We start from the raw sequence: 21,115 nt of genomic DNA on the forward strand, positions 1-21,115 counted from the left end.
GATGGCAGTTATTAGCAAAGTTACTTTTTCTCGCCTTGAAGGAGTGAAGCGTATAGACGCTGAATACTATCAGCCTCACTTTATGAACTTAATGAATGTGTTAGAACAAAGCACTTATCCAAAGAAACCACTTTTTCGTCTTTGTTCAAAAATAGATGTTGGCTTTGTCGGCCCAATGGCACACGCCTATACTGAAAAAGGCGTACCTTTGTTGCAGATTCAGAATGTAAAGGAGTTTGTTCTTGGATATGAACGCTTGATTTTTATTCAAGAATGGTTTCATAATCTTTTGGTAAAGTCGCAAGTATTTAGGGGGGACATTTTAATCGCCAGTAGTGGTAGTATTGGAAACGCGGCTATTGTTCTTGACAGAGATCCTCAACCGCTCAACTCCTCAGACATCATTATCATTAGACCTATTAGCATAAACCCGATATTCCTATGCACTTACTTAAACTGCAAATTTGGTCAAGTTCAAATAGAGCGTTTATCAATTGGCGGTTTACAGAGGCATGTTAATTTAGGGTCTCTTGAAAAATTAAAAGTTCCAATTTTAAGTAATGATTTAACAGCAAGAATCGAAAAGCAAGTATTGACTGGGCTTGACCTCTTTTTTAAATCATCAATTAGTTATTCCCAAGCCGAACAGCTTTTACTTGCCGAACTTGGCTTGCAAGATTGGAAACCCACCCGCGCCCTGACCTTTGTGCGCAGTTACAGTCAGGCGGCGAAAGAGAGACGGGTGGATGCGGAATACTTCTATCCCAAGTATCAGTAAATGTTTGGCAGAATTCCAGCACAAGTAAATTTTGACCAACTAGGAAGATTGATCATCTACAGAAAAGGTATTGAAGTTGGAAGTGAAGCGTACACAGATTCAGGCATTCCGTTTTGGAGAGTGAGTAATCTTTCCAAACACGGATTAGACGAAAGTAACGCAAACTTTATTAGCCCAGAACTTTACGAGTTATTGCGTCCCGATTACGAGCCACAGCAAGGTGAAATACTATTATCAAAAGACACTACTCCTGGCCTTGCCTATTATCTTGAGCACCCAATTCGGGGAATTGTCTCAAGCGGTATTTTGCGACTTACGATTACAGATGGCATTCCACCGCACTACCTTGAACTTGTCTTAAACTCGCTCTTTGTGCAAATGCAAATAGAGCAAGACGCGGGTGGCTCGATTATCAAACATTGGAAACCTTCTGAAGTCCAAACAACTCTTATCCCGCGTCTTGATAGCGAAAAAGAAAAGGACATCGCCCGATTGGTTGAACAATCCCATGCTGCGCGGCGAGAAGCCAAAGCCCTGCTGGAAAAAGCCAAACGTGCCGTAGAAATTGCGATTGAAGAAGGCGAAGAGAAGGGAATGGAGTCTATCGGGTGAGTCTTCAGAAGCAAACGGCGCCAGAACTGCCGCTCTTCGTCTGGGCCAATGAGCGATTTCTCAAGCAAGGTCTGGTCGTGCCGCGCCCGCCGGAGGGCCGCGATTTTACAGCGGAAACCGCGCTTCTGCTTGAACCGGACACTCGCATCCGCGTGCATGTGGATATGTCGGTCAAGGTACAGGCGCTGGAGAGCACGCGCCTGGGCCTGCACACCGCCGACGTGCGCGCCGGACAATCGCAAGCGATCCCTGCCGAAAGCCTTGACCTGGTGGATTGGCAGCAGGCTTATTTCGATCTGCTCGCTTACAAAGAGCGCAAAGGGCTGACCAACCTGCTCATCCGCCCGGAGACGATTCGTCAGATTGTCGAACTAAAGAACGATAAGGCTGTCCCGGTTTGCACCGTGATTGCCGACGAGCGGGTGATTCGGCCGCAATCGTTCAAAGACCGCGGCCTGTTTCAGCAAGCCTTGACACAAGTCCTTTGCCGCTACGTGGACCGCTTTTATCAGGCGCGCCGAGAGCAATGGGATGAGCAAACGATGGTCTATCGGCCGCTCGATCGAGACGATCCCAACCTGAGTTTCAGGCCGCCAGGCGTGAACGAGAAAAGGGCGGGCTATGTGGTCAGAGTGCCGCGTTCGGAGCAGCAGTTGGTCGAAGCGGTGCGCAAGTTACTCGAGGAGCAAGAACGCCTGTATCAGCAAGAAAACGCCGGCCTGCCGCGCATCCATTTCGACCGTCACATCTATCAACCCTTGCTGGTAGATATGCCAGAGAAGGCGCAGATTGCCCCGCCTGGATTAAAAGACAGCGAAGCGCGCTTTGTACGCGATCTGCGTGAGTACTGGGAAGCAGAAAAGGACAAATCTCTGGAGGGCAAAGAGGTCTTTTTGCTGCGCAACCTGAGCCGCGGCTATGGAATAGGCTTTTTTGAGGAACGCGGCTTTTATCCTGATTTCATCCTCTGGCTGGTGGACCAGGCGACAAAAGTCCAGCGCATTGTGTTCATCGAGCCGCATGGCATGTTGCATGCCAAAGCCTACATCCATGACGAAAAGGCGCGCCTGCACGAGCGGCTGCCCGCGCTGGCAGATGAAATCGGGAAGCGGAGCGGACGGACCGACATCACGCTGGACGCCTTTATCGTATCGGCGACGTCATACGACGACCTACATCAGCACTATGACGACGGAACCTGGGATCGAGCCAGGTTTACCGAAAAACATATCCTCTTCCAAGAGCGCGGGCGAGATTACGATTACATGAAAATATTGTTCGGGCAGCTAACCAGCGCTTGCGCCTGACGCCGCTCCGCTAGGTACGTAAAGATCATCGTGTCTGCGACAAACTGCTGTATAGAGCAGCGCGCAAGACAACTATTACGCAGCCTTCGACATCGTCCCTTCCGCCATGCTTGACAAACTCCGTCAAGGCAAGGTGCTCGTGCGCAACTGGCATGCCTTGGCCTGGGAGAGCGAAGAGCGACTGAAAAAACGCAAGAGCGTGGATAAGCGCGGCCCCAAGAGCGACGAAGCTTACGCCCGTGAGGTGCTGGGCGAGATGGCGAAAGCGAGAAACCTGAATCGAGGAGATGTAATATGAACGAAACCGCAACCTTAACCTTGCCGCTTGTCGTAAGAGAATCTCAAGCTCTCTACCGTTCCAAGATCCAAATTGGCTATACAAGAACCTGCTCGTGCCCTCCCAATCACATAAATTGTTTGACGGCTAAAGAGTGGATTAAGTGTCAACTGGGAGTGTGGCAGTTCGTTTATGAGGGCAGGGATATTCGAGACAAAAACGTCCATCCGGCAACATTCTCGATCGCACTTTCAAAAAGAGTCATTAGTCTCTTTACACACGAGGGCGAACTTGTGCTTGACCCATTCGTGGGCAGTGGTACGACACTTATAGCAGCGAGAGACTTGAATCGAAATGCGATAGGTTTTGACCTCCAAGAAAAGTACATTAATCTTTGTGTTGAACGATTGGCTTCTAATAACCTGTTTAACCGTGCTCAACAATTGGCTATTCAAGACGATGCGAGAAATATTCCGGCCTACGTTGACCCTGAAACGGTCAGTCTGATTTGGACGTCTCCTCCTTACGCTAACCTGTTAAATAGAAAACGCCTCAACAAGTCCAGACGTGACCGACGCAATGAACAGTTCGGAAGGATCGAGCAATATTCACAAGACCCGCACGATTTGGGCACTATGCCGCTTGAAGAGTATACCAAAGCTATGGGAGACATCTTTGAGGCGTTATTGCCCCTGCTGAGACCAAAGGCGCATTGTGTTATCAATGTCCCGGATATGTGGTGGGAAAATCAGCGTATCACAATTCACGTTGCGCTTATCGAAGAGTTGCGAAAGCGAGGATATGAACTGAGAAACATCATCATTTGGGATAGGACGAACATCGTTAACAAGATAGGTATATTCGGGTGGCCCAGCAACTACATCACAATGGGCACAACGTTCGAGTATCTACTGGACTTTTGGAGACCACCGAGATGAAACTCTATACCAAAGATAAGTTGATAGAGGCAATCCGCGAAGTTAGCGCGAGGGGTTGGCATAGGAGCGTCAAGAATACCGTAGACACCCGCAACGATGGAGCTGTTGGCAATACTTTAGAGGTGCTGCTTGGGCTTGAGGAAAACAATCTACCTATTCCCAATACGCAGGAATGGGGGCTCAAGGGACAGCGATTGCATACAAGTTCTCTGGTTACACTGAAGCACATAGAACCTTCTCCCCAGAGTTCCAAGATAGTGGCAAACGTTTTGCTACCACTGTACGGATGGGAACACAAAGAAGCAGGAACAAAATATCCGCATACCGAAAAGAGTTTCAGGTCAACGACAAGTGCCATAAGCTATACAAACCGAGGGTTCCGATTAGTCTTGGATAGAGAGCAAAGAGAGCGAGGAAAGCTTCGCTTTGTCTTTGATGCGGATCAAGCCGATAGGAACGATCCAGAAATCGCGAAATGGTTAGAGTCTGTTAGACAACAAGCAGGTCTTGGCCCTCTTAATCCCGAACCATATTGGGGATTAAATGACCTGAGATATAAGATAGGGGCCAAGGTCAAGAACTGCTTCTACGTGATAGCAGATACAAAAGTCGAACAGAGGCAAGAGTTTTTCAAGTATGTGAAACTTTTGGTGTTGTCCGATTTTCTTTTGATGGTTTTCTGAAATGTATCGAAGAAGGCGTGGTTCTGGTGGATTTTGACGCGCGGACGGGTCATAACCATGGGACAAAATTCAGAATCAGGCAGAATAATTGGCATAAGCTATATAACTCAGTACATGAAATTGACTTGTGAATGGAGATGGGCTGCTCGTGATAAAAAGCGCTCCGGCAATCCATGTTTTGATTGGTCGAAGGCGCGGTCGCTGGAACTGGACGCGGCGCAGACCGCCCAGGTCGCAGAACTGGCCCCGATCCTCGAAGGCAAGCCGGACGTGACGAAGATCGAGCGCATCGAGCTGGAAAAGCTGGCGCGCGAGTTCCGCACTCAACGCATCATCTTCGAAACGGCGCGCGACGTGTTCGACCAGATGAAGCACACCTGGAAGGGCAGCCGCGAGGTGCTGCTGGCCCAATTGATTCGCATTGTGGAGCAATTCATCCGCTCCGACCGCATCACCATCACGCCGCCGCTTTTCTATCAGGATGAATTGCGCCGGCGGCTGATCATCACGCTCAACATGTCGCGCGTGGTGCAGCACGTGCTGGACGCCGTCCACCAGGAAAACACCGAGCGCCTGGAGCCGGTCTTTGACCGCGATCATCCTATCCGTTCCACCGGTGACGTGCGCACCTGGTACACGGGCAAGCCGTGCGAGCGCACCCGCAAGTCGCACATCAACGTCTGTGTGTATGACAGCACCTGGGAGGCGTCGGACGCCTTCGCGCTGGACGACAGCGACGCCGTTGTCGCCTGGGTTAAGAATGACCATCTCGGCTTTGAGATTGCCTATTTCTACCAGGGCGTGGTGCGCAAATATCGCCCCGACTTTCTCGTGCGGCTGGCCAACGGCGACATGCTCGTCCTGGAAACGAAAGGGCAGGACACAGAGCAGGACCAGGTCAAGCGCCGTTATCTCGACGAATGGACGCAGGCGGTGAATGCTCACGGCGGCTTTGGCCGGTGGCGCTGGGCAGTTGTGTAATACCCTGGCGAGATTTTGGACGTGCTCCTGCAAGGCGAGAGAGAGTACCAATCCTGCGAAGGGTTGATGACAAAGAAAACCCGATTGAATATCACCTCCGTCAGTATGCTCTCCGAAGGCTGGGATGTAAAAAATGTCTTCCAGATCGTCCCTCACGAAGAGCGGGCGTTTAACTCAAAGCTTTTTATCGCTCAGGTCCTGGGAAGGGGACTTCGGGTGCCTGAGGTTTAGAGGGGCCATTAGCCGGTGGTAACCGTCTTCAATCACAACAAGTGGTCAAGCCGCATCAAACACCTGGTAGATGAGGCTCTGGGGATTGAGAAACGCCTTCATTCCTACCCGGTGCCAAAGAAAGAAGACTACAACTTTGACATCTAACATTGATTACAAGCGTAACGAGGAAGAGGTGGAATACCCCCCAGGAAGACCCCTTTGAGCTCCTGAAGAAAGGGTATATCACCTATTCGAGCCAGGCGGAGAAAGTTGAAAAGAGCGCGACCTATATCAGGGCCGTCTCAGGCGAGCAGGATGTCAAGAAAACCCTGATTGAGTTCAAGATGTATTCCGTTGAAGAAGTGGCGCAGGATGTCTTCAATCGCCTTCTTATCTTTGATCAGGAGGCAGGGACCTGCTATAGCGAGCAATTCCCAAAGGGCAAGATCGCAGAGATTATCAGAGAGTCCCTTAAAAGAATCAAAGATGAGAGCGGCAAGGTCAGCGAAGCGAACCGTAATCAGACTCTGGCGGCATTCGGCGTCATCAGAAGAAAGGGGACGAAAAGCCTACGGCTCAAGATTGAGGCGCAGGAACCCATCAAAGTAAACACCAGAGAGATCGGCAAGAACAGCCTGGGTATAGGATCACTCCGCCGTGATAGCACGATTTTCTACGATGATTATTCCCTGAGCTTGGGTGAGGCGGTGGACAGAAAGTTGCTGAAGGAACTTGAAGAGGACGAGAGCCTTCCGAGATCGGCCCTGATAAAGGTGGCGAATAAATACAACTTCAAGATGCCCCTCAATGTCGCTCTGGCTTCCTATGAGCCTGAACGGAGGTTTATCCGGGGGTTAATAGCCGATCAGACAGACCGGGCGATAGATGCCTGGATCAAATCCCTCGATGTGGGTTTCTACAGTATCGAATACTCCTGGCGTAAGGTAGAACATCCCAAGCAGGGAAGTTTCAACCCTGATTTATTTATCAAGGTAGGCAGCGATATTGTTGTGGTGGAAATCAAGATGGACAACGATATCTCCGATGAAAATAGAGCCAAGCTCAAGTATGCAAGAGAGCATTTTGAGAAAGTCAATGAGTTGCATAACGAGCAGAGGTATTATTTCAAATTCCTTTCTCCTGGGAGTTTTGATCTGTTTTTCAAGGCGTTGAGCAACGGCACTTACAAGGATTTCAAATCCGATCTCGAGGCAAAGTTGGAGGAATAATTTGATGGAGATGGACAAATGCCCAGACACCGAAGCTTAAAGCCCAGATCGGATGCTTTCTCTGCTTGCCAGGATCGCCTCAACTCTCTGTCTTTGCTCTACCGCAGGGAGATTAATAATTGGCCGGAGCCTGCATTCGGTTACGATGGGCAAAGGTAGAGGATCGCCGAGGGCGGCAATCCTTTTCAAAACCTCCCGGACAAGCCTGAGGAGACGCAATAGCTGGGTAACACGGGCACGGGAAACCCCCAGCTTGCGGACCAGATCAGCCGGAGAAGAGCAGCCCCCATTTTCCAAAGCCTTCTGCCACTCCTGGGCAAGATAGATGGGGTTACGATATGTCTTTGACGGTTTATGGGTTTTTGCTTTAGGTTCTTTTATGGTAGAAGGAAACTCAAATACCGCCCGGAAGGTTCTAGCTTTTAACTTGCTTGGGGACCAATTCTATAAAAGGGGTTGCCAAGCAAGTTGTTAACCCCTTTTCCATTGTTAGGGGTGGTGGTCCATTGCTACCTAAGGCCTATCAGCTGGCCTGCCAAGGCCGGTTTTCAAGGTCCTCCCAATCCACTAAGATAGCCGCCCCCTCAGACGCGACGACCAACCCCTAGCCTAAGGTTTATGCTGCGCTTTTTTGAGTTCAAAAACAGCACCATCAAGGAGATCCCTCCCGAAGGCAGGGATCCGCGTCTCATTATCCAGCAGGCCGCCTGGATCGATGCCCATGAACCCGACGAGGGTGAGCGGCTGTTATTGCGTTCGCTCCTGCGCGAGGAGCCCCCCGAATCTGACGACGTAGAAGAGATCGAGGCCTCGGCGCGCTGTTTCGTCGATGAGGCGGGCTTGCATGTACATTCGCTGTTTTTAACCTTCAGCGAAGGTCGGCATAGCACCATTTCGGTCGCCATGATCCTGCAAGAGCAGCGTCTAATCACCATCCGCGAGGGTGATCTGCCCGACTTTAGGCTGTTGCGGATGCGCGCCCGGCGCGGTCAGATCGAGGCACGGACCCCGGCAGAGCTTTTGTTGACCATCCTCGAACAAAAGGTCGAGAATCACGCCGATAATATCGAGGATATCCACCGCCAGCTTGAAAAGGTCAGCTATATGGTCCTGGAAGACCCAAACGCTGAACTTGAGGATGCCATCAGCGAACTCGCCAAGCTTGAAGACAGCAATGGCAAGCTGAGGCTCTGCCTGATGGATACCCAACGGGATCTATCGTTCCTCTTGCGCCATCTGCGCGGTGACACTGCTCAGACCGAGACCCTGCGTGAGATCGGTCGCGACGTGGAGGTACTCATGTCGCACACCGCCTTTCTCTTCGACAAGATCAATTTCTTGATGGATTCTACCCAGGGGTTCATCAATATCGAGCAGAATCAGATCATCAAGATCTTTTCGATCGCCGCCGTAGTCTTTTTGCCGCCCACCCTGGTGGCGAGTATCTATGGGATGAACTTTGACTTCATGCCAGAACTGCATTGGCTATTTGGCTATCCCTGGGCGCTTGGATTGATGATCATCTCTGGGGTCGCGCCCTATTGGTATTTCAAACGCAAGGGCTGGTTGTAGGCTACCCGGAGGTGGAGGAGGAGTAGTTGTCTGATCTTTGGCTCACCGGTACCCGCCAAACCAGCAGGGCTGCGGCCAAGAGCGCACACCCCGACCCAAAGGCAAATGCCAGACCGGCGCCAACCTCATGCCACAGCCAGCCAAAGACCAATGAGTCAGGCAGGAGCAGGAACATATTCGATGAATTGCCAAGGGTAAAGAGCCCGACTGTCCAAAGGTAGCGTTGCGAGGACAAGGGAAGACCTTGCCACGACCAGCGGACGCCAGCCGTTTAGCCTAGATGCGCGCGGTGCGGTTCGCGGACTGCCAGGGTTAACCCCAAGGCCAAGAGCCCAGGGAGCAGGGTTATTGATTAAGAAACACATGCTTTTGAAATTGAGTGAGCTGTCCTGATGTCGTGGGCATGGAAAGACGAGACATGAGATTGCTGTCGTTTGCGGCGCGCGAAGAGCGGCGGCGTGGCTGGAGGTATGAAGCGATAGGCGCGCAGAGGGGATTGTTGGGCGCAGGGGTGTTCGACATCTGCAAAGGCTATGGGCGCGAAGGGGCCCAAGGGCTCAAGGACGAGAAGCGGGCGCTCTTATGCGCCGGCGATCAAGACGCCCGAGATTCGCGTCACGCACCGTCGCGAAGGCCTGTCGGTGATCTCGACGCTGACCAACCGCGGCAAGGTGCGTCGGAAGGTGTTCGCGGGGGCGATGAACGCCGACATCCTGATCGACTTCATGAAGCGGCTCGTCAAGGACGCCAGGGGCAAGAAGATCTTCCTCATCCTCGACAACCTGCGCGTGCATCACACCAAGTCGGTCAAGGCGTGGCTGGCTGCATGCGCCAATCAAATCGAGGCCTCCTCCCTCCCCCCCTACAGCCCAGCACTGAACCCCAACGAGATGCTCAAGGCCATCATCACCGCGCAGGCGCCCTCCCGCGCCAAGGGCGATCTGAAGAAGGCGACCGTCAGCCACCTGCGCCGCCTTCTCAATTCCCCCCAACGCATCATGCGCTACTTCCAGCATCCCAAGCTTCATGATGCCGCGTAATACAAGTTCATTGGCTTCGGATCAATAACAGTAGAATGTCCTGGATCGCCATCCCAATGGCCAAAAGACCAGACGCAAGCAGCGGTCCAACCACGGCGCCGGCGTTATCGAGGGCGCGATGGACCCCAAAGGCCAGTCCCCGGTGTTCGCTGGCGACAGACATTGCCAGCAGTGCATGGCGCGGCGAGGTGCGACCCCCCGCGATCTGCATATCCAGCCTCAATCGGGCTCTATCGTCAGATCGAAGCGCAAGAACAGGATGGTCAGGGCTGCAAATGCGGTAAGCCTGGGGGTAAACAAAAACAGCACAGCGATCACCGCCAAGGCCGGCGGCAGTGGCACATCGATCAGGATGCGTCCATCGACATGGCGCAGGAGCAGGCGCTTGGACCCCAGACGCTGGATGAGGTCCTTGATCGTCGTCAACCAGGGCTGATCGCTAAGATCGCCGGCGAAGGGGCGGCGGGGCATGGGGATTGACCTCGGTGTTTGCCGATGCAAGGTGCCATTGTATCCCGAAGACCCGCACCCATGTTCAGTTGGCCTTGCCAGGAACAGGGGCGCGACAAGCCGAGTCTATGATTTTGGATCAGTACGGAGTCGCCCGTTGCTACTCATGGAATAACACCTGTAACGACAAGACGGTTGAGCAAGATGTTGAATTGGGAAGATCCGCCTGCCGTATCTCCTCGCCCACAGTCCGCTGCCGCACCGCGGCCCGTTCGTGATAACCCGCCGCCTGCACCGGACCGACCCGCGAGTGGCGCCACTGGGCTTGAATCATTGCGCCGGGGCGATGCCCGGGTTCAGGTCGATGACAAGCGCATCATCAATTGTCGGGCCGACCTCAATCAGCTCGTACCGTTCAAATATCGCTGGGCCTGGGACAAATATCTGGCCGCCTGTGCCAATCATTGGATGCCTCAAGAGATCAGCATGGCTGCGGATCTGGCGCTCTGGAAGGACCCGCACGGTCTGACCGAGGATGAGCGCCTGATCATCAAGCGCAATCTGGGCTTCTTCTCGACCGCCGACTCACTGGTGGCCAATAACCTGGTGCTGGCGATCTATCGCCACATCACCAATCCCGAATGCCGCCAGTATCTCTTGCGCCAGGCATTCGAGGAGGCCCTGCACACCCATGCTTATCAATATGTCGTCGAGAGCCTGGGGTTGGACGAGGGCGAGATCTTCAACATGTATCGCGAGGTGTCGGCAGTGGCGCGCAAGGCGGAGTGGGCCTTGCCCTTCACCCAACATCTGGCCGACCCCTATTTCCGCACCGGCACCCCCGAGGCCGATCAGGAGCTCTTGCGCGAGCTCGTGGCCTTTTATGTGATCTTCGAGGGGATCTTCTTTTATGTCGGCTTCGTGCAGGTCCTGTCGATGGGCCGGCGCAACAAGATGACCGGCACTGCTGAGCAGTTTCAATACATCCTGCGCGATGAGTCCATGCACCTCAATTTCGGGATCGACGTGATCAATCAGATCAAGATCGAGAACCCGCATCTGTGGACCCCTGACCTCCAGGATGAGCTCGCCCAGATGATCCAGGAGGCGGTCGCGATCGAGGCCCAATATGCCTATGACACCATGCCGCGCGGTGTCCTGGGCTTGAATGCGCCCATGTTCGAGGACTATCTGCAATTCATCGCCAATCGACGCTGTGTCCAGATCGGTCTGCCCGAGCTCTATCCAGGTGCGACCAATCCCTTTCCTTGGATGTCTGAGGTCCTAGACCTGAAAAAGGAAAAGAATTTTTTCGAGACGCGGGTGACGGAATACCGGACCGGCGGGGCGCTGCAATGGGACTGATGGAGGGGGGCGATCCTGGGGTCGGCTGAGGACCGGTTGCACCCATCTGGCGAGATAGGCGGCATCTCGCTCGCCCGGAACCTATGAACAGTCGGTTGCGCGCGTGGTTGACGGCGATAGGGCTTACGGTCCTGGTGATCTTGGCAGTGCTGGTCTCGATCCTGCGTCTTGCCCCGCCTTTGCCTGAAGCCTATCGCGCTGCGCTCAGCGAATATCTATCCACCCAGCTGGGCTATCGGGTGAGGTTCGGGTCTGCCAGGATCGGGCTGTCTGGCCTAAGACCGCGCTTGCGTCTGGAAGGGGTCGCGTTCAGCCGACCCCTGGCCGAGGTGTCCGCCGTGCAGTCAGTGCAGACTGATGCGCCCATCCTAGAGGCCCAGGCCCTTGAACTCGATCTGGATCTTGCTGCCCTGCTCAAAGGGCATGGGCCCCAGCTTACAGGGGTCAGGCTCGTGGGCGGGCGACTGGTCATCGCCCAAGGCGCTGATAGAGGATCCTGGTGGCCCAGGCTCGAGGCCACAGGTGGCGACAGCTCTTCCCGACAACAGCCGGGGTTAGGGCAGATGTTCGCCCATCTTCTGACACGAGGTTGGGCCGAGTGGACCGGCGGCGAGGTCCTGTTGGTCGATGCCACAGCCAGGCCCCTGCTGCGTCTGACCGATATCCGCCTGCATCTGGACAACGCCGGCGCGCACCATGGGCTGGAGCTCGACGCCCGCCTGGTGGCGCCAGCACCCTGGCTGAGCGCCGCTGAGCCAGGGGTGCGAGGGGTACCGACCGTACGCGATCTGCGCTTCTTCTCCTCCCTGTTGCGGCGCTGGCATCCCGCAGGTGCCGAGGATGCCAAGGCTAGCCAGCGCCTGCATCTTGCCCTGAGGCTTTCTGGACCGCCCACCGACCCTTTGCGCTGGCAGGGACAAGGCTATGGGCGTCTAGAGGTTCAGGACTTAGGCTGGATCTGGCCAGCAGGTTTGCTGGGCCTGGACCGGATCGCGACCCATCGCGCCCAGCTCTCGGTCTGGTTGACCATCGGCGAGTCGCGCCTGCTGGATGCCCTGGCCGATGTCCAGATCCAGGGTCTGCGACCGCGCCGAGCGAGAGATGGATCGTCCGCTCAGGACCCCATCCCTCCCGGGGATCTCGCTGTCATCGTCCAGTTCCGGCGCCTGGATGCCGGCTGGCAGGTGCTCATCCAGGGTCAGAACCTGGGACTGCCAGATGCGCGGATCGCCGACCTCGAAGTCGAACTGCGCCTGGGGCTCGATGGATCGGCGCAGACGCTCTCCGGGCAGATGGCGGGTGCCGAGCTGGAGGCGCTGAGACGCCTGTTGGCTGTCGCTCCCTGGGGCTTGCCGCCCCAGGCGATGCAGTTGCTCGGGTTACACCTGCGCGGGACCCTGGATGAGCTCGGCGTATGGCTCGCCTTTGCCCGGGATACGGGGCAGGCGCGTTGGCAATTCAAGGCGCGCCTCTCTGGGCTAGGGATCATGTCCCCAAATGAGCAGTGGGGCGTTGCGGGACTCGATCTTTGGCTCGGCGGCGACCAGGACGGCGGCTGGGGGCGCCTGGGTTCACAAGGGCTAAAGCTGAGTCTATCCCCGATCTTCGACCGGCCCTTGCATCTGGACCGGTTGACCGGACGCCTCGATTGGTCGCGTCTGGAGCAAGGCGGCTGGCAACTGACGGCTTATCAGGTCGGTCTGGACAATGCTGACCTAAGCGGCCGGATGCGCCTGGAACTTGCCTGGCCCAAGGGGGACCCTCAGCCAGAAATCGATCTCAGCGCCCATGTTCAAGGGCGCGAGGGAGCACCCTTTCGCCCCTATCTGCCAACGGGCTTGATGCATCCTCGCCTCGTGCATTGGCTGGAATCATCGATCCGCCCTGGGCAGGTCACAGAGGGCCATCTGCGCTTCATGGGACCGCTGAATGCAGCGTCCTTGCATGAGGGACAGCCGCGACTGACCCTGGATCTGGCCTTTGCCGGGGTGCGGCTCGACTATTGGCCGGGCTGGCCGCCCCTGACCGCAGCGACGGGTCGGCTCAGCCTCCGTGATCAGGCCCTGGATCTGCACCTAGAACGCGCCCATCTTTTGGATAGCGAGCTGAGCGGGCGGCTGAGTCTGCCGCATGTCCGTCAGGTCGAACGCCTGCCGATCCGTCTCGAGGCCGAGGGACCCTTCGCCGACGGGCGGCGTTTTTTGGCTGCCCTCCCGCCACCGGGTCTGCGTCTGGCCCAGACCCTCCAGGGGGTCGAATTCGGCGGCCAGGCGCGCTGGGCCCTGGATCTCGATGTCCCTTTGGCCCAGGGCAAGGCCCTGACCTTCAACGGTCAATTGAACTGGCCCGCTCCGGCCCGCCTGTCCTTGCCCGATCCCTCCATTCGGTTGAGCGGATTCAGCGGTACGGTGCATTTCAATGAACGCGGCATCGCGCCCTCGACCCTGACCGCGCGGCTTGGCCGCGCCGATGCCCTGACCGATCGGCCTGTGCGTCTAGCGCTCGCCACCCGCAGCAAGGGCCTGGATGTCGAGGTGGCGGCAGATGTGCTCGACCTTGATGCGCTCACCTGGGGTCAGAAGGGTACTGCCGATCTAGGGGTGTTTGCGGTCGAACGCCTGGTGGTGACAGCGGAGCAACTGCGCCTGGCAGGGATCAGCCTGGATGCAGCGAGGATCGAGGCCATGTCAGGAAAGGCGGGCTGGCATCTGCGCCTCTCTGCCGGCGAGCTTTCAGGCGAGCTGGATTGGCCGGCGCAGGCTACTGGGCAGGTGTCTCTTCGCATCGACCGGCTTGATCTGAAGCCATTTTTCAAAACCCGTCCCGGCAACCCAGAGGTCCGCCCCCTGCCCCGTGACTGGCCGCCCTTGCGGGTCCACATCGACCAGGTCGTCTGGGGAGCGGCTCTGCTGGGTGCCTTGGACCTCGAGTGCCAGCCCGCAGCCCTGGGTGCCCGCTGCCCACGCCTTCTCCTGGATGCGCCTGGGCTATTGCGGATTGAGGGACAAGGGGAATGGCAAACGGGGACGGATGGGTCCGGCCATCTGCTCCTCGATGCCAGCTCACCCGATCCAGGCCGGCTGCTGGCGGCCCTGGATGAGCGCTCGGCCATCGCTGCCGAGCATGCCAGCGCCCGCCTTGATCTCGCCTGGGCCGGTGGGCCATGGGCCTTCGACTGGCGACGCGCTGCTGGCCGCCTGGAGCTTGCGCTCGGGCCAGGGCGCCTGCTCAAGATCGAGCCCGGAGTCGGGCGATTGCTCGGGGTCATCGATCTGGGGTCGATCGGGCGCCGTCTGGCCCTGGACTTTTCGGACCTGCATGCCCCCGGATTTGCCTTCGAGCGTTTAGATGGGCAGATCGCCATCGAACATGGCCAGGCGCGTTTTGCTGACCTGCGCATCGAGGGGCCCTCCGCCCGGATCTTGGTGACGGGGACGAGCAATCTGCTCACCCAGCGCCTTGACCAGCGCATCCTGATCGAACCCAAGCTGGGTCCCGGCCTGGCTGTGGCCAGTGCCATAGCCGGTGGGCCGGCGATCGGGGCGGCGGTCTGGTTGGTCGATCGGGCCGCCGGCAATCCGCTCGCCCTGCTCGGGCGCTATGAATACCGGCTGACCGGTAGCTGGGACGATCCGCACTGGAGCAGGCTGGGCTGGGAGCCGCTGGGTAAGCTCAAGACGCAGTTCCCCCAGCAAGACCAGACACCCGGGCGCGCCGGCCGCTCCAATCATTTTCTAGACCAACCCTGATGCCCGCCTTTTCGCTGGGGCTCTGAGGCTGCTATCGTTACTAGCCTGCAACCTGGGCCGGACCTCCCTGAACGGAAACGACCCGTCGGCGATCCATCCATTGGCGCTGGGCTGAGCCAGTGCCGCCGTCAACACGGCTGTGGTTTAGAAGCAATGAGAGAACGACACAAGATCGGGGTCGTCCAGATGGCAAGCGGCCCCAATGTCAGCGCAAATCTGCTCGAGGCCGAGCGTCTCATCCGGCAGGCCGTCGATGAGGGGGCAGAGCTCGTCGTCCTGCCCGAGAACTTCGCCTGTATCGGCAAGGATGACCGCGATCAGCTTGCCCTCCGCGAACCGGAAGGGGATGGACCGCTCCAGGCATTTCTGGCGCGCTCGGCTAGACAATTCGCTATCTGGCTGGTCGGCGGCACCATCCCCCTGGCTGCTGCTGATCCGGATAAGGCGCGCGCTGCCTGTCTGGTCTTTGATGATCGCGGCGAGCGGGTGGCCCGCTACGACAAAATCCATCTCTTCGACGTCAATCTGCCCGGCAGCGATGAGCGCTATCGCGAATCGGTACTCATCGAGCCCGGTTCGACGCCGGTAGTCATCGATACCCCCTTTGGGTCCTTGGGCCTGGCGGTCTGCTATGACCTGCGTTTTCCCGAGCTCTTCCGCCGTCTGATCGATGCAGGTGCCGAGATCTTGGCCGTCCCCTCCGCCTTTACCGCGGTCACCGGCAAGGCCCATTGGGAGCCCCTGGTACGGGCGCGGGCGATCGAAAACCTCGCCTATGTCGCCGCTGCCGGACAGGGCGGCTTTCATGTCAGCGGGCGCGAGACCCACGGCCATAGCCTGATCGTCGATCCCTGGGGGGCCATCCTGGCCCAGGTACCACGCGGGGCAGGTGTCGCCTGCGCCACCCTGGATCGCGAGTTCCTCGATTCGGTACGCCGCAGCTTTCCGACTATCAGCCACCGCCGTTTGAAATGCGATGTCTGAGGTCGTATCTCAGGTCCTGGGCCGCCGATCATGCAAGATACCTGCTGACCGAGGCGCTATCCTGATCGCCCATTCCCCGATATGGTCAGGTGCCGCCTGAGGTGGCTGCCAGGTGGGACGCACAACGAGCAAACTATCCGATATGAATGACCCAATGACCATTGCCCGCGCCAATCTTCTCGAACCCGCGGGCCTGACTGAGGTGGACCTCGACCGCCTGTTGTCCGAATTGACCGCCGCATCGGTCGATTCGGCAGACATCTATTTTCAGTACAGCCGCTTGCAATCCTGGGTCCTGGAGGATGGGATCATCAAGGACGGCGCCTTCCATATCGAGCAGGGCGCCGGTCTGCGGGCGATCGCCGGCGAGGCGACCGGCTTTGCCTATTCGGATGAACTAAGCCTGCCGGCGCTCATAGAAGCAGCCCAAACGGCGCGTGCAATCGCTGCCCAGGGTCAGAGCAGGCGCGTCCATGTCCAGCCCATCCGCGGGCGTTCGCTCTATGCCCCGCTCGACCCGATCCTCAGCCTCGACGATGCCGACAAAGTCGTGCTCTTGCAGCGGATCGATGCCGAGGCGCGCCGCACTGACCCCAGGGTGCGCGAGGTCACCGTCAGCCTGGTGGCGGTCCAGGATACGGTACTGATCCTGGCTGCGGATGGTACCCTGGCAGCCGATGTGCGTCCCCTAGTGCGCCTGAATGTCAATGTGATCGCCGAGCACAATGGCCGGCGCGAGCAGGGGACGAGCGGCGGCGGGGCCCGCGCTGATCTCAGCTATCTGCTCGAAGGCGAGCGGGGGCTGGGCTTTGCCCGCGAGGCAGTGCGCCTGGCGCTGGTGAATCTTGAGGCGTGCCCCGCCCCAGCGGGGACCATGACGGTGGTCTTGGGGCCTGGCTGGCCTGGGGTGCTGCTCCATGAGGCGGTGGGGCATGGGTTGGAAGGCGATTTCAACCGCAAGGGCAGTTCGGCCTTTGCCGGACGCATTGGCCAGCGGGTCGCGTCCCCAGGCGTCACCGTGGTCGATGATGGCAGCCTGGCAGGACGGCGCGGGTCGCTCAATATCGACGATGAGGGGACGCCCAGCCAGTGCACCGTCTTGATCGAGGACGGCATCCTCTGCGGCTATCTGCAAGACAAGCTCAATGCCCGGCTGATGGGGGCATCCCCGACCGGCAACGGACGGCGTGAGTCATACGCCCATCTACCGATGCCGCGCATGACCAATACCTATATGCTCGCCGGCACTCATGACCCCGAGGAAATCATCGCCTCGGTAGACCGCGGTCTGTATGCGGTCAATTTCGGCGGTGGCCAGGTCGATATCACCTCTGGCAAGTTCGTCTTTTCGGCCAGCGAGTCCTATCTAATCGAGAGGGGGCGCCTGGTCTGCCCGGTCAAGGACGCCACTCTCATCGGTCATGGTCCAGAGGTCCTCACCCGCGTCAGCATGATCGGCTATGATCTCAGGCTCGATGAGGGTGTGGGGACCTGCGGCAAGGAGGGACAGAGCGTACCGGTCGGGGTGGGCCAGCCGACCTTGCGCATCGATGGGCTCACCGTCGGCGGGACCCGGGCCAAGGGGCGGCCTGTGACCAGCGATCTGTCATTGGGGGATTGATCATGCCGATCCTGACCACCCCAGAGACCGCTCAGGAGCTGGCCCATCTGCATCAGGTCATCGAGGACCTGCTCCAGGAGGCGCAGCGCCAGGGGGCAAGCGCCGCCGAGGCCTCGGTCGGTATCCGCACCGGGCTCGAGGTCAGGGTGCGGCTCGGCGCCGTCGAGACCATCGAGCACACCCGCGACCGGGGCCTGAGCGTAACCCTGTATTTCGGACACCGCCAGGGCTCGGCCAGCACCTCGGACGTCAGCCCTGCGGCCATCCGCGCGACGGTCGCTGCCGCGCGCGCCATCGCCCAGCACACCCAAGAGGACCCTTGCGCCCAGCTCCCGCCTGTAGAGCGCCTGGCCCAGAAGGTTCCAGACCTAGACCTCTATCATTCCTGGCCGCTTGCCGTCGATGAGGCCATTGAGCAGGCGCGCGTCTGCGAGGATGCAGCCCTGACCCTGGACTCCCGGATCGTCAACTCGGAGGGCGCGAGCCTATCGCTCCAGCGCCATCTGCATGTCTCAGGTAACAGCCTGGGCTTCATCGGCGGCTATCCGACCACCCGCTACGGCCTCAGTTGCGCCGTTATCGCCCAGTCCGGCGAGGAGATGCAGCGCGATGACTGGTGGACGACGGCCCGCGCCGCCGGGGATCTGGTGGCGCCGGAGGCAGTGGGGCGGCGGGCTGCAGAGCGCGCCCTGGCCCGGCTCGGCGCCAGACGCCTGAAGACCTGCGAGGCCCCGGTGCTCTTCAGCGCCGAGGTGGCCACGGGTCTAGCACGCCATCTAGTCTCGGCGATCAACGGGCATAACCTCTATCGCCACGCTAGCTTCCTGCTCGATCATCTCGGCCAGCCGATCTTTCCGGCCTGGATGCGTATCCATGAACAGCCGCACCTGCCGCGCGGTTTGAGCAGCGCGCCCTATGATGGCGAGGGCGTGGCCACGGCCCCCAAAGACCTGGTGCGCGACGGGGTGCTTGCGACCTATGTCCTGGATACCTATGCGGGCTGTCGCCTGGGTCTGCCGACCACAGGCAATGCCGGCGGGGTGCGCAATCTACGGATCGAGCCCACGCCCGTTCGCCCGACAGGCGCGGGCGTGGCCCCCGCCGGCCTAGATCGCCCGGCGCTGCTGCGCGAGCTGGGGCGGGGTCTGCTGGTCACCGAGCTTATCGGTCAGGGGGTGAACCTGGTCACCGGCGATTATTCGCGCGGAGCCGCCGGGTTTTGGGTCGAGAACGGCGAGATCCAATATCCGGTAGAAGAGATCACCATCGCCGGCAATCTCAAGGAGATGTTCGAGCGCCTGGTGGCGGTCGGCAGTGATGATGACATCCCCGGCAGCACCCGCACCGGTTCTTGGCTGATCGAGCGGATGACCATCGCCGGAGAGAATTGAGTGGAGCGCAATATATGGATTGCGGCTTACGCCGGACGGCATCGGCTGACGCCAATGCAAGCCCAGTTGATGGCTGAATGATGGGTTGGGCTGGAATGATGGCTCGGCATCTGTATATTCTCATCACACTGGCGAAAGCCGGTGTCTGGCTTGCCAGCAGGTAGGTGGGGAAAAGCAATGCTCTCCTCTTGCCTCAGCGTTTCCACACCAGTGAATCGGGGTTATGAGCGATGACCCATGAAGGGCTAGGCCCTGTCTATGTCGCCGGGCATCGCGGGCTGGTGGGCTCCGCCATCCTGCGCGCCCTGGCGCGTCAGGGCGTTTCGGATGTCTTGACCCGCACCCATGCCGAATTGGATCTCACGGATCAGGCAGCGGTCGAGCGTTTCTTCGCCAGCGAACCCCCCTATCGGGTCTATCTGGCGGCGGCCAAGGTCGGCGGCATCCTGGCCAATGACACCTATCCCGCCGAGTTCATTTATCAGAACCTGATGATCACCGCCCATGTCGTCCACGCTGCCTGGCGGCATGGGGTCGAGCGCCTGCTCTTTCTCGGCAGTTCGTGCATCTATCCGCCCCAGGCGCTCCAGCCGCTGCGCGAGGAGGCCTTGCTCAGCGGCCCGCTGGAGCCGACCAACGAGCCCTACGCCATCGCCAAGATCGCCGGCATCAAGCTCTGCGAGTCCTACAACCGCCAGTACGGGACCGACTTTCGCAGCCTGATGCCCACCAACCTCTATGGGCCAGGCGACAACTTTGATCTAAACACCAGTCATGTCATCCCCGCTTTGATCCGCAAGTTCCACGAGGCCAAAGCCGAAGGCCGGCCCGAGGTCGTGGTCTGGGGCAGCGGGCAGGTGCGCCGCGAGTTTTTGCATGTCGATGACCTGGCCGCCGCCTGTCTGTTCGTCATGGATCTGCCTCCTGCCGTCTATCGCGCTGCGACCTCGCCGCGCTGTTCGCATCTCAATGTCGGCAGCGGTGAGGACATCGCGATCGCCGATTTAGCCGCCCTGATCGGCGAGATCGTGGGCTTTACCGGTGCGATCCGCTTCGATCCGGCGCGGCCTGAGGGGCCGCCGCGCAAACAGATCGACAGCCGGCGTCTTTATGAATTGGGCTGGCAGCCGCGGATCGGTCTGCGCGAGGGCCTGGCCCAGACCTATGCCTGGTATCTGGCTCACCAGGCCAAGATCCAGGGCAGTGCCCGATGAACGAGCCTGCCGTACTCAAACTCCAGGTCTATCGCTACAACCTAGAGCAGGACCAATGCCCGCGCATGCAGGCATATGAGGTTGCGCCCTATCCAGGCATGATGCTGCGCGATGCCTTGTTGGCGATCAAGGCGCAGGATGAGTCATTCAGCTTTCGCCACTCCTGCGGTGAGGGCGTCTGTGGTTCGGATGCGGTCAATGTCAATGGGCGCAATCGCCTGGCCTGTATCACCCCGGTCAACGGGCTCGAGACCCCGATCCAGGTGCGCCCGCTGCCTGGGCTCCCGGTGATCCGCGACCTCGTGGTGGACATGAGCCAGTTCTATGCCCATTATCGGGCGATCATGCCTTATCTCACGCGCAAGGACCCGCTGCCCGAGCATGAGCTCTTACAGACACCTGCGGAGCGGGCGCGTCTCGATGGGCTGTATGAATGCATCCTCTGCGCCTGTTGCACCACCGCCTGTCCGTCATTTTGGTGGAACCCCGAGCGCTTTCGCGGGCCGGCAGCACTCCTCCAGGTCTGGCGTTTTCTGGCCGACAGCCGCGATCAGGCGACCGACGAACGTCTGGATGACCTCGACGGGCCCTACCGCCTCTTTCGCTGTCGCGGGATCATGAACTGTGTGGAGGTCTGTCCCAAGGGGTTGAACCCGACCCGCGCCATCGGACACATCAAGGCGCTGATGATCGAACGGGGATTTTAAGCTG

17 protein-coding genes and 2 pseudogenes are annotated in these 21,115 nt (G+C 58.5%); 17 read left to right on the forward strand and 2 right to left on the reverse strand.

The window, feature by feature from the left end; all coding sequences use genetic code 11:
* Position 1 precedes the first annotated feature (1 nt).
* The 10 genes and pseudogenes from GWK36_RS00510 (at position 2) to GWK36_RS00555 (ending at position 9,630) form a co-directional block, all read left to right on the forward strand.
* Positions 2-778: a restriction endonuclease subunit S gene (locus tag GWK36_RS00510; protein WP_166269159.1), complete on the forward strand. Its 777-nt coding sequence runs from the start codon at positions 2-4 to the stop codon at positions 776-778.
* Entirely contained in the window at positions 779-1,390 is a 612-nt protein-coding gene (locus GWK36_RS00515) for a restriction endonuclease subunit S domain-containing protein (protein ID WP_166269161.1), read from the forward strand.
* Complete coding sequence (locus GWK36_RS00520; protein WP_210756802.1) at positions 1,387-2,697, forward strand: hypothetical protein; 1,311 nt, start codon at positions 1,387-1,389, stop codon at positions 2,695-2,697. Before GWK36_RS00515 ends, GWK36_RS00520 begins: the two co-directional genes overlap by 4 nt.
* Positions 2,698-2,803: 106 nt before the next feature.
* Positions 2,804-2,995 carry a hypothetical protein gene (locus GWK36_RS00525; protein ID WP_166269163.1) on the forward strand — a complete coding sequence of 64 codons (192 nt, stop codon included), beginning with the start codon at positions 2,804-2,806 and terminating at the stop codon, positions 2,993-2,995.
* Positions 2,992-3,912: a DNA methyltransferase gene (locus GWK36_RS00530; protein WP_166269165.1), complete on the forward strand. Its 921-nt coding sequence runs from the start codon at positions 2,992-2,994 to the stop codon at positions 3,910-3,912. Before GWK36_RS00525 ends, GWK36_RS00530 begins: the two co-directional genes overlap by 4 nt.
* A pseudogene (locus GWK36_RS00535) lies at positions 3,909-4,726 on the forward strand (MvaI/BcnI family restriction endonuclease). The gene GWK36_RS00530 and the pseudogene GWK36_RS00535 overlap by 4 nt, the downstream one beginning before the upstream one ends.
* A complete protein-coding gene (locus GWK36_RS00540; protein WP_210756804.1) occupies positions 4,710-5,576 on the forward strand; it encodes a hypothetical protein in 867 nt (288 codons plus the stop codon). Before GWK36_RS00535 ends, GWK36_RS00540 begins: the two are co-directional and overlap by 17 nt.
* A 380-nt stretch (positions 5,577-5,956) precedes the next feature.
* Complete coding sequence (locus GWK36_RS00545) at positions 5,957-7,018, forward strand: hypothetical protein (RefSeq protein ID WP_166269167.1); 1,062 nt, start codon at positions 5,957-5,959, stop codon at positions 7,016-7,018.
* Between the two features lie 618 nt (positions 7,019-7,636).
* Positions 7,637-8,590, forward strand: coding sequence for a magnesium/cobalt transporter CorA (gene corA, locus GWK36_RS00550; RefSeq protein WP_166269169.1), 954 nt, complete (start codon positions 7,637-7,639; stop codon positions 8,588-8,590).
* Positions 8,591-9,123: 533 nt separating this feature from the next.
* Positions 9,124-9,630, forward strand: coding sequence for a transposase (locus tag GWK36_RS00555; RefSeq protein WP_166269171.1), 507 nt, complete (start codon positions 9,124-9,126; stop codon positions 9,628-9,630).
* Between the two features lie 7 nt (positions 9,631-9,637).
* Here the strand turns inward: GWK36_RS00555 and GWK36_RS00560 are convergent, their stop codons facing one another.
* Positions 9,638-9,841: a hypothetical protein gene (locus GWK36_RS00560; RefSeq protein WP_210756805.1), complete on the reverse strand. Its 204-nt coding sequence runs from the start codon at positions 9,839-9,841 to the stop codon at positions 9,638-9,640.
* Between the two features lie 8 nt (positions 9,842-9,849).
* A complete protein-coding gene (locus GWK36_RS00565; protein WP_166269173.1) occupies positions 9,850-10,101 on the reverse strand; it encodes a DUF4342 domain-containing protein in 252 nt (83 codons plus the stop codon).
* A gap of 204 nt (positions 10,102-10,305) precedes the next feature.
* Here GWK36_RS00565 and GWK36_RS00570 point away from each other — a divergent pair.
* The 7 genes and pseudogenes from GWK36_RS00570 to GWK36_RS00600 all read left to right on the forward strand — a co-directional run.
* Positions 10,306-11,445 (forward strand): annotated as a pseudogene (locus GWK36_RS00570) (ribonucleotide-diphosphate reductase subunit beta); the annotation flags it as partial.
* A gap of 95 nt (positions 11,446-11,540) precedes the next feature.
* Entirely contained in the window at positions 11,541-15,194 is a 3,654-nt protein-coding gene (locus tag GWK36_RS00575) for a YhdP family phospholipid transporter (RefSeq protein WP_166269177.1), read from the forward strand.
* Positions 15,195-15,347: 153 nt separating this feature from the next.
* Positions 15,348-16,178, forward strand: coding sequence for a carbon-nitrogen hydrolase family protein (locus GWK36_RS00580; RefSeq protein ID WP_166269179.1), 831 nt, complete (start codon positions 15,348-15,350; stop codon positions 16,176-16,178).
* A 142-nt stretch (positions 16,179-16,320) separates the two neighbouring features.
* On the forward strand, positions 16,321-17,799 hold the full coding sequence (tldD, locus tag GWK36_RS00585) for a metalloprotease TldD (protein WP_166269181.1): 1,479 nt from the start codon (positions 16,321-16,323) through the stop codon (positions 17,797-17,799).
* Positions 17,800-17,801: 2 nt separating this feature from the next.
* Positions 17,802-19,190, forward strand: coding sequence for a metalloprotease PmbA (gene pmbA, locus GWK36_RS00590; RefSeq protein WP_166269183.1), 1,389 nt, complete (start codon positions 17,802-17,804; stop codon positions 19,188-19,190).
* A gap of 230 nt (positions 19,191-19,420) precedes the next feature.
* Positions 19,421-20,404 (forward strand): GDP-L-fucose synthase family protein, encoded by a 984-nt coding sequence (locus GWK36_RS00595; protein WP_166269185.1) that lies wholly within the window; start codon positions 19,421-19,423, stop codon positions 20,402-20,404.
* Complete coding sequence (locus GWK36_RS00600) at positions 20,401-21,111, forward strand: succinate dehydrogenase iron-sulfur subunit (RefSeq protein ID WP_166269187.1); 711 nt, start codon at positions 20,401-20,403, stop codon at positions 21,109-21,111. The genes GWK36_RS00595 and GWK36_RS00600 overlap by 4 nt, the downstream gene beginning before the upstream one ends.
* Positions 21,112-21,115 lie beyond the last annotated feature (4 nt).

Source organism: Caldichromatium japonicum (assembly GCF_011290485.1).
GTDB lineage: Bacteria > Pseudomonadota > Gammaproteobacteria > Chromatiales > Chromatiaceae > Thermochromatium > Thermochromatium japonicum.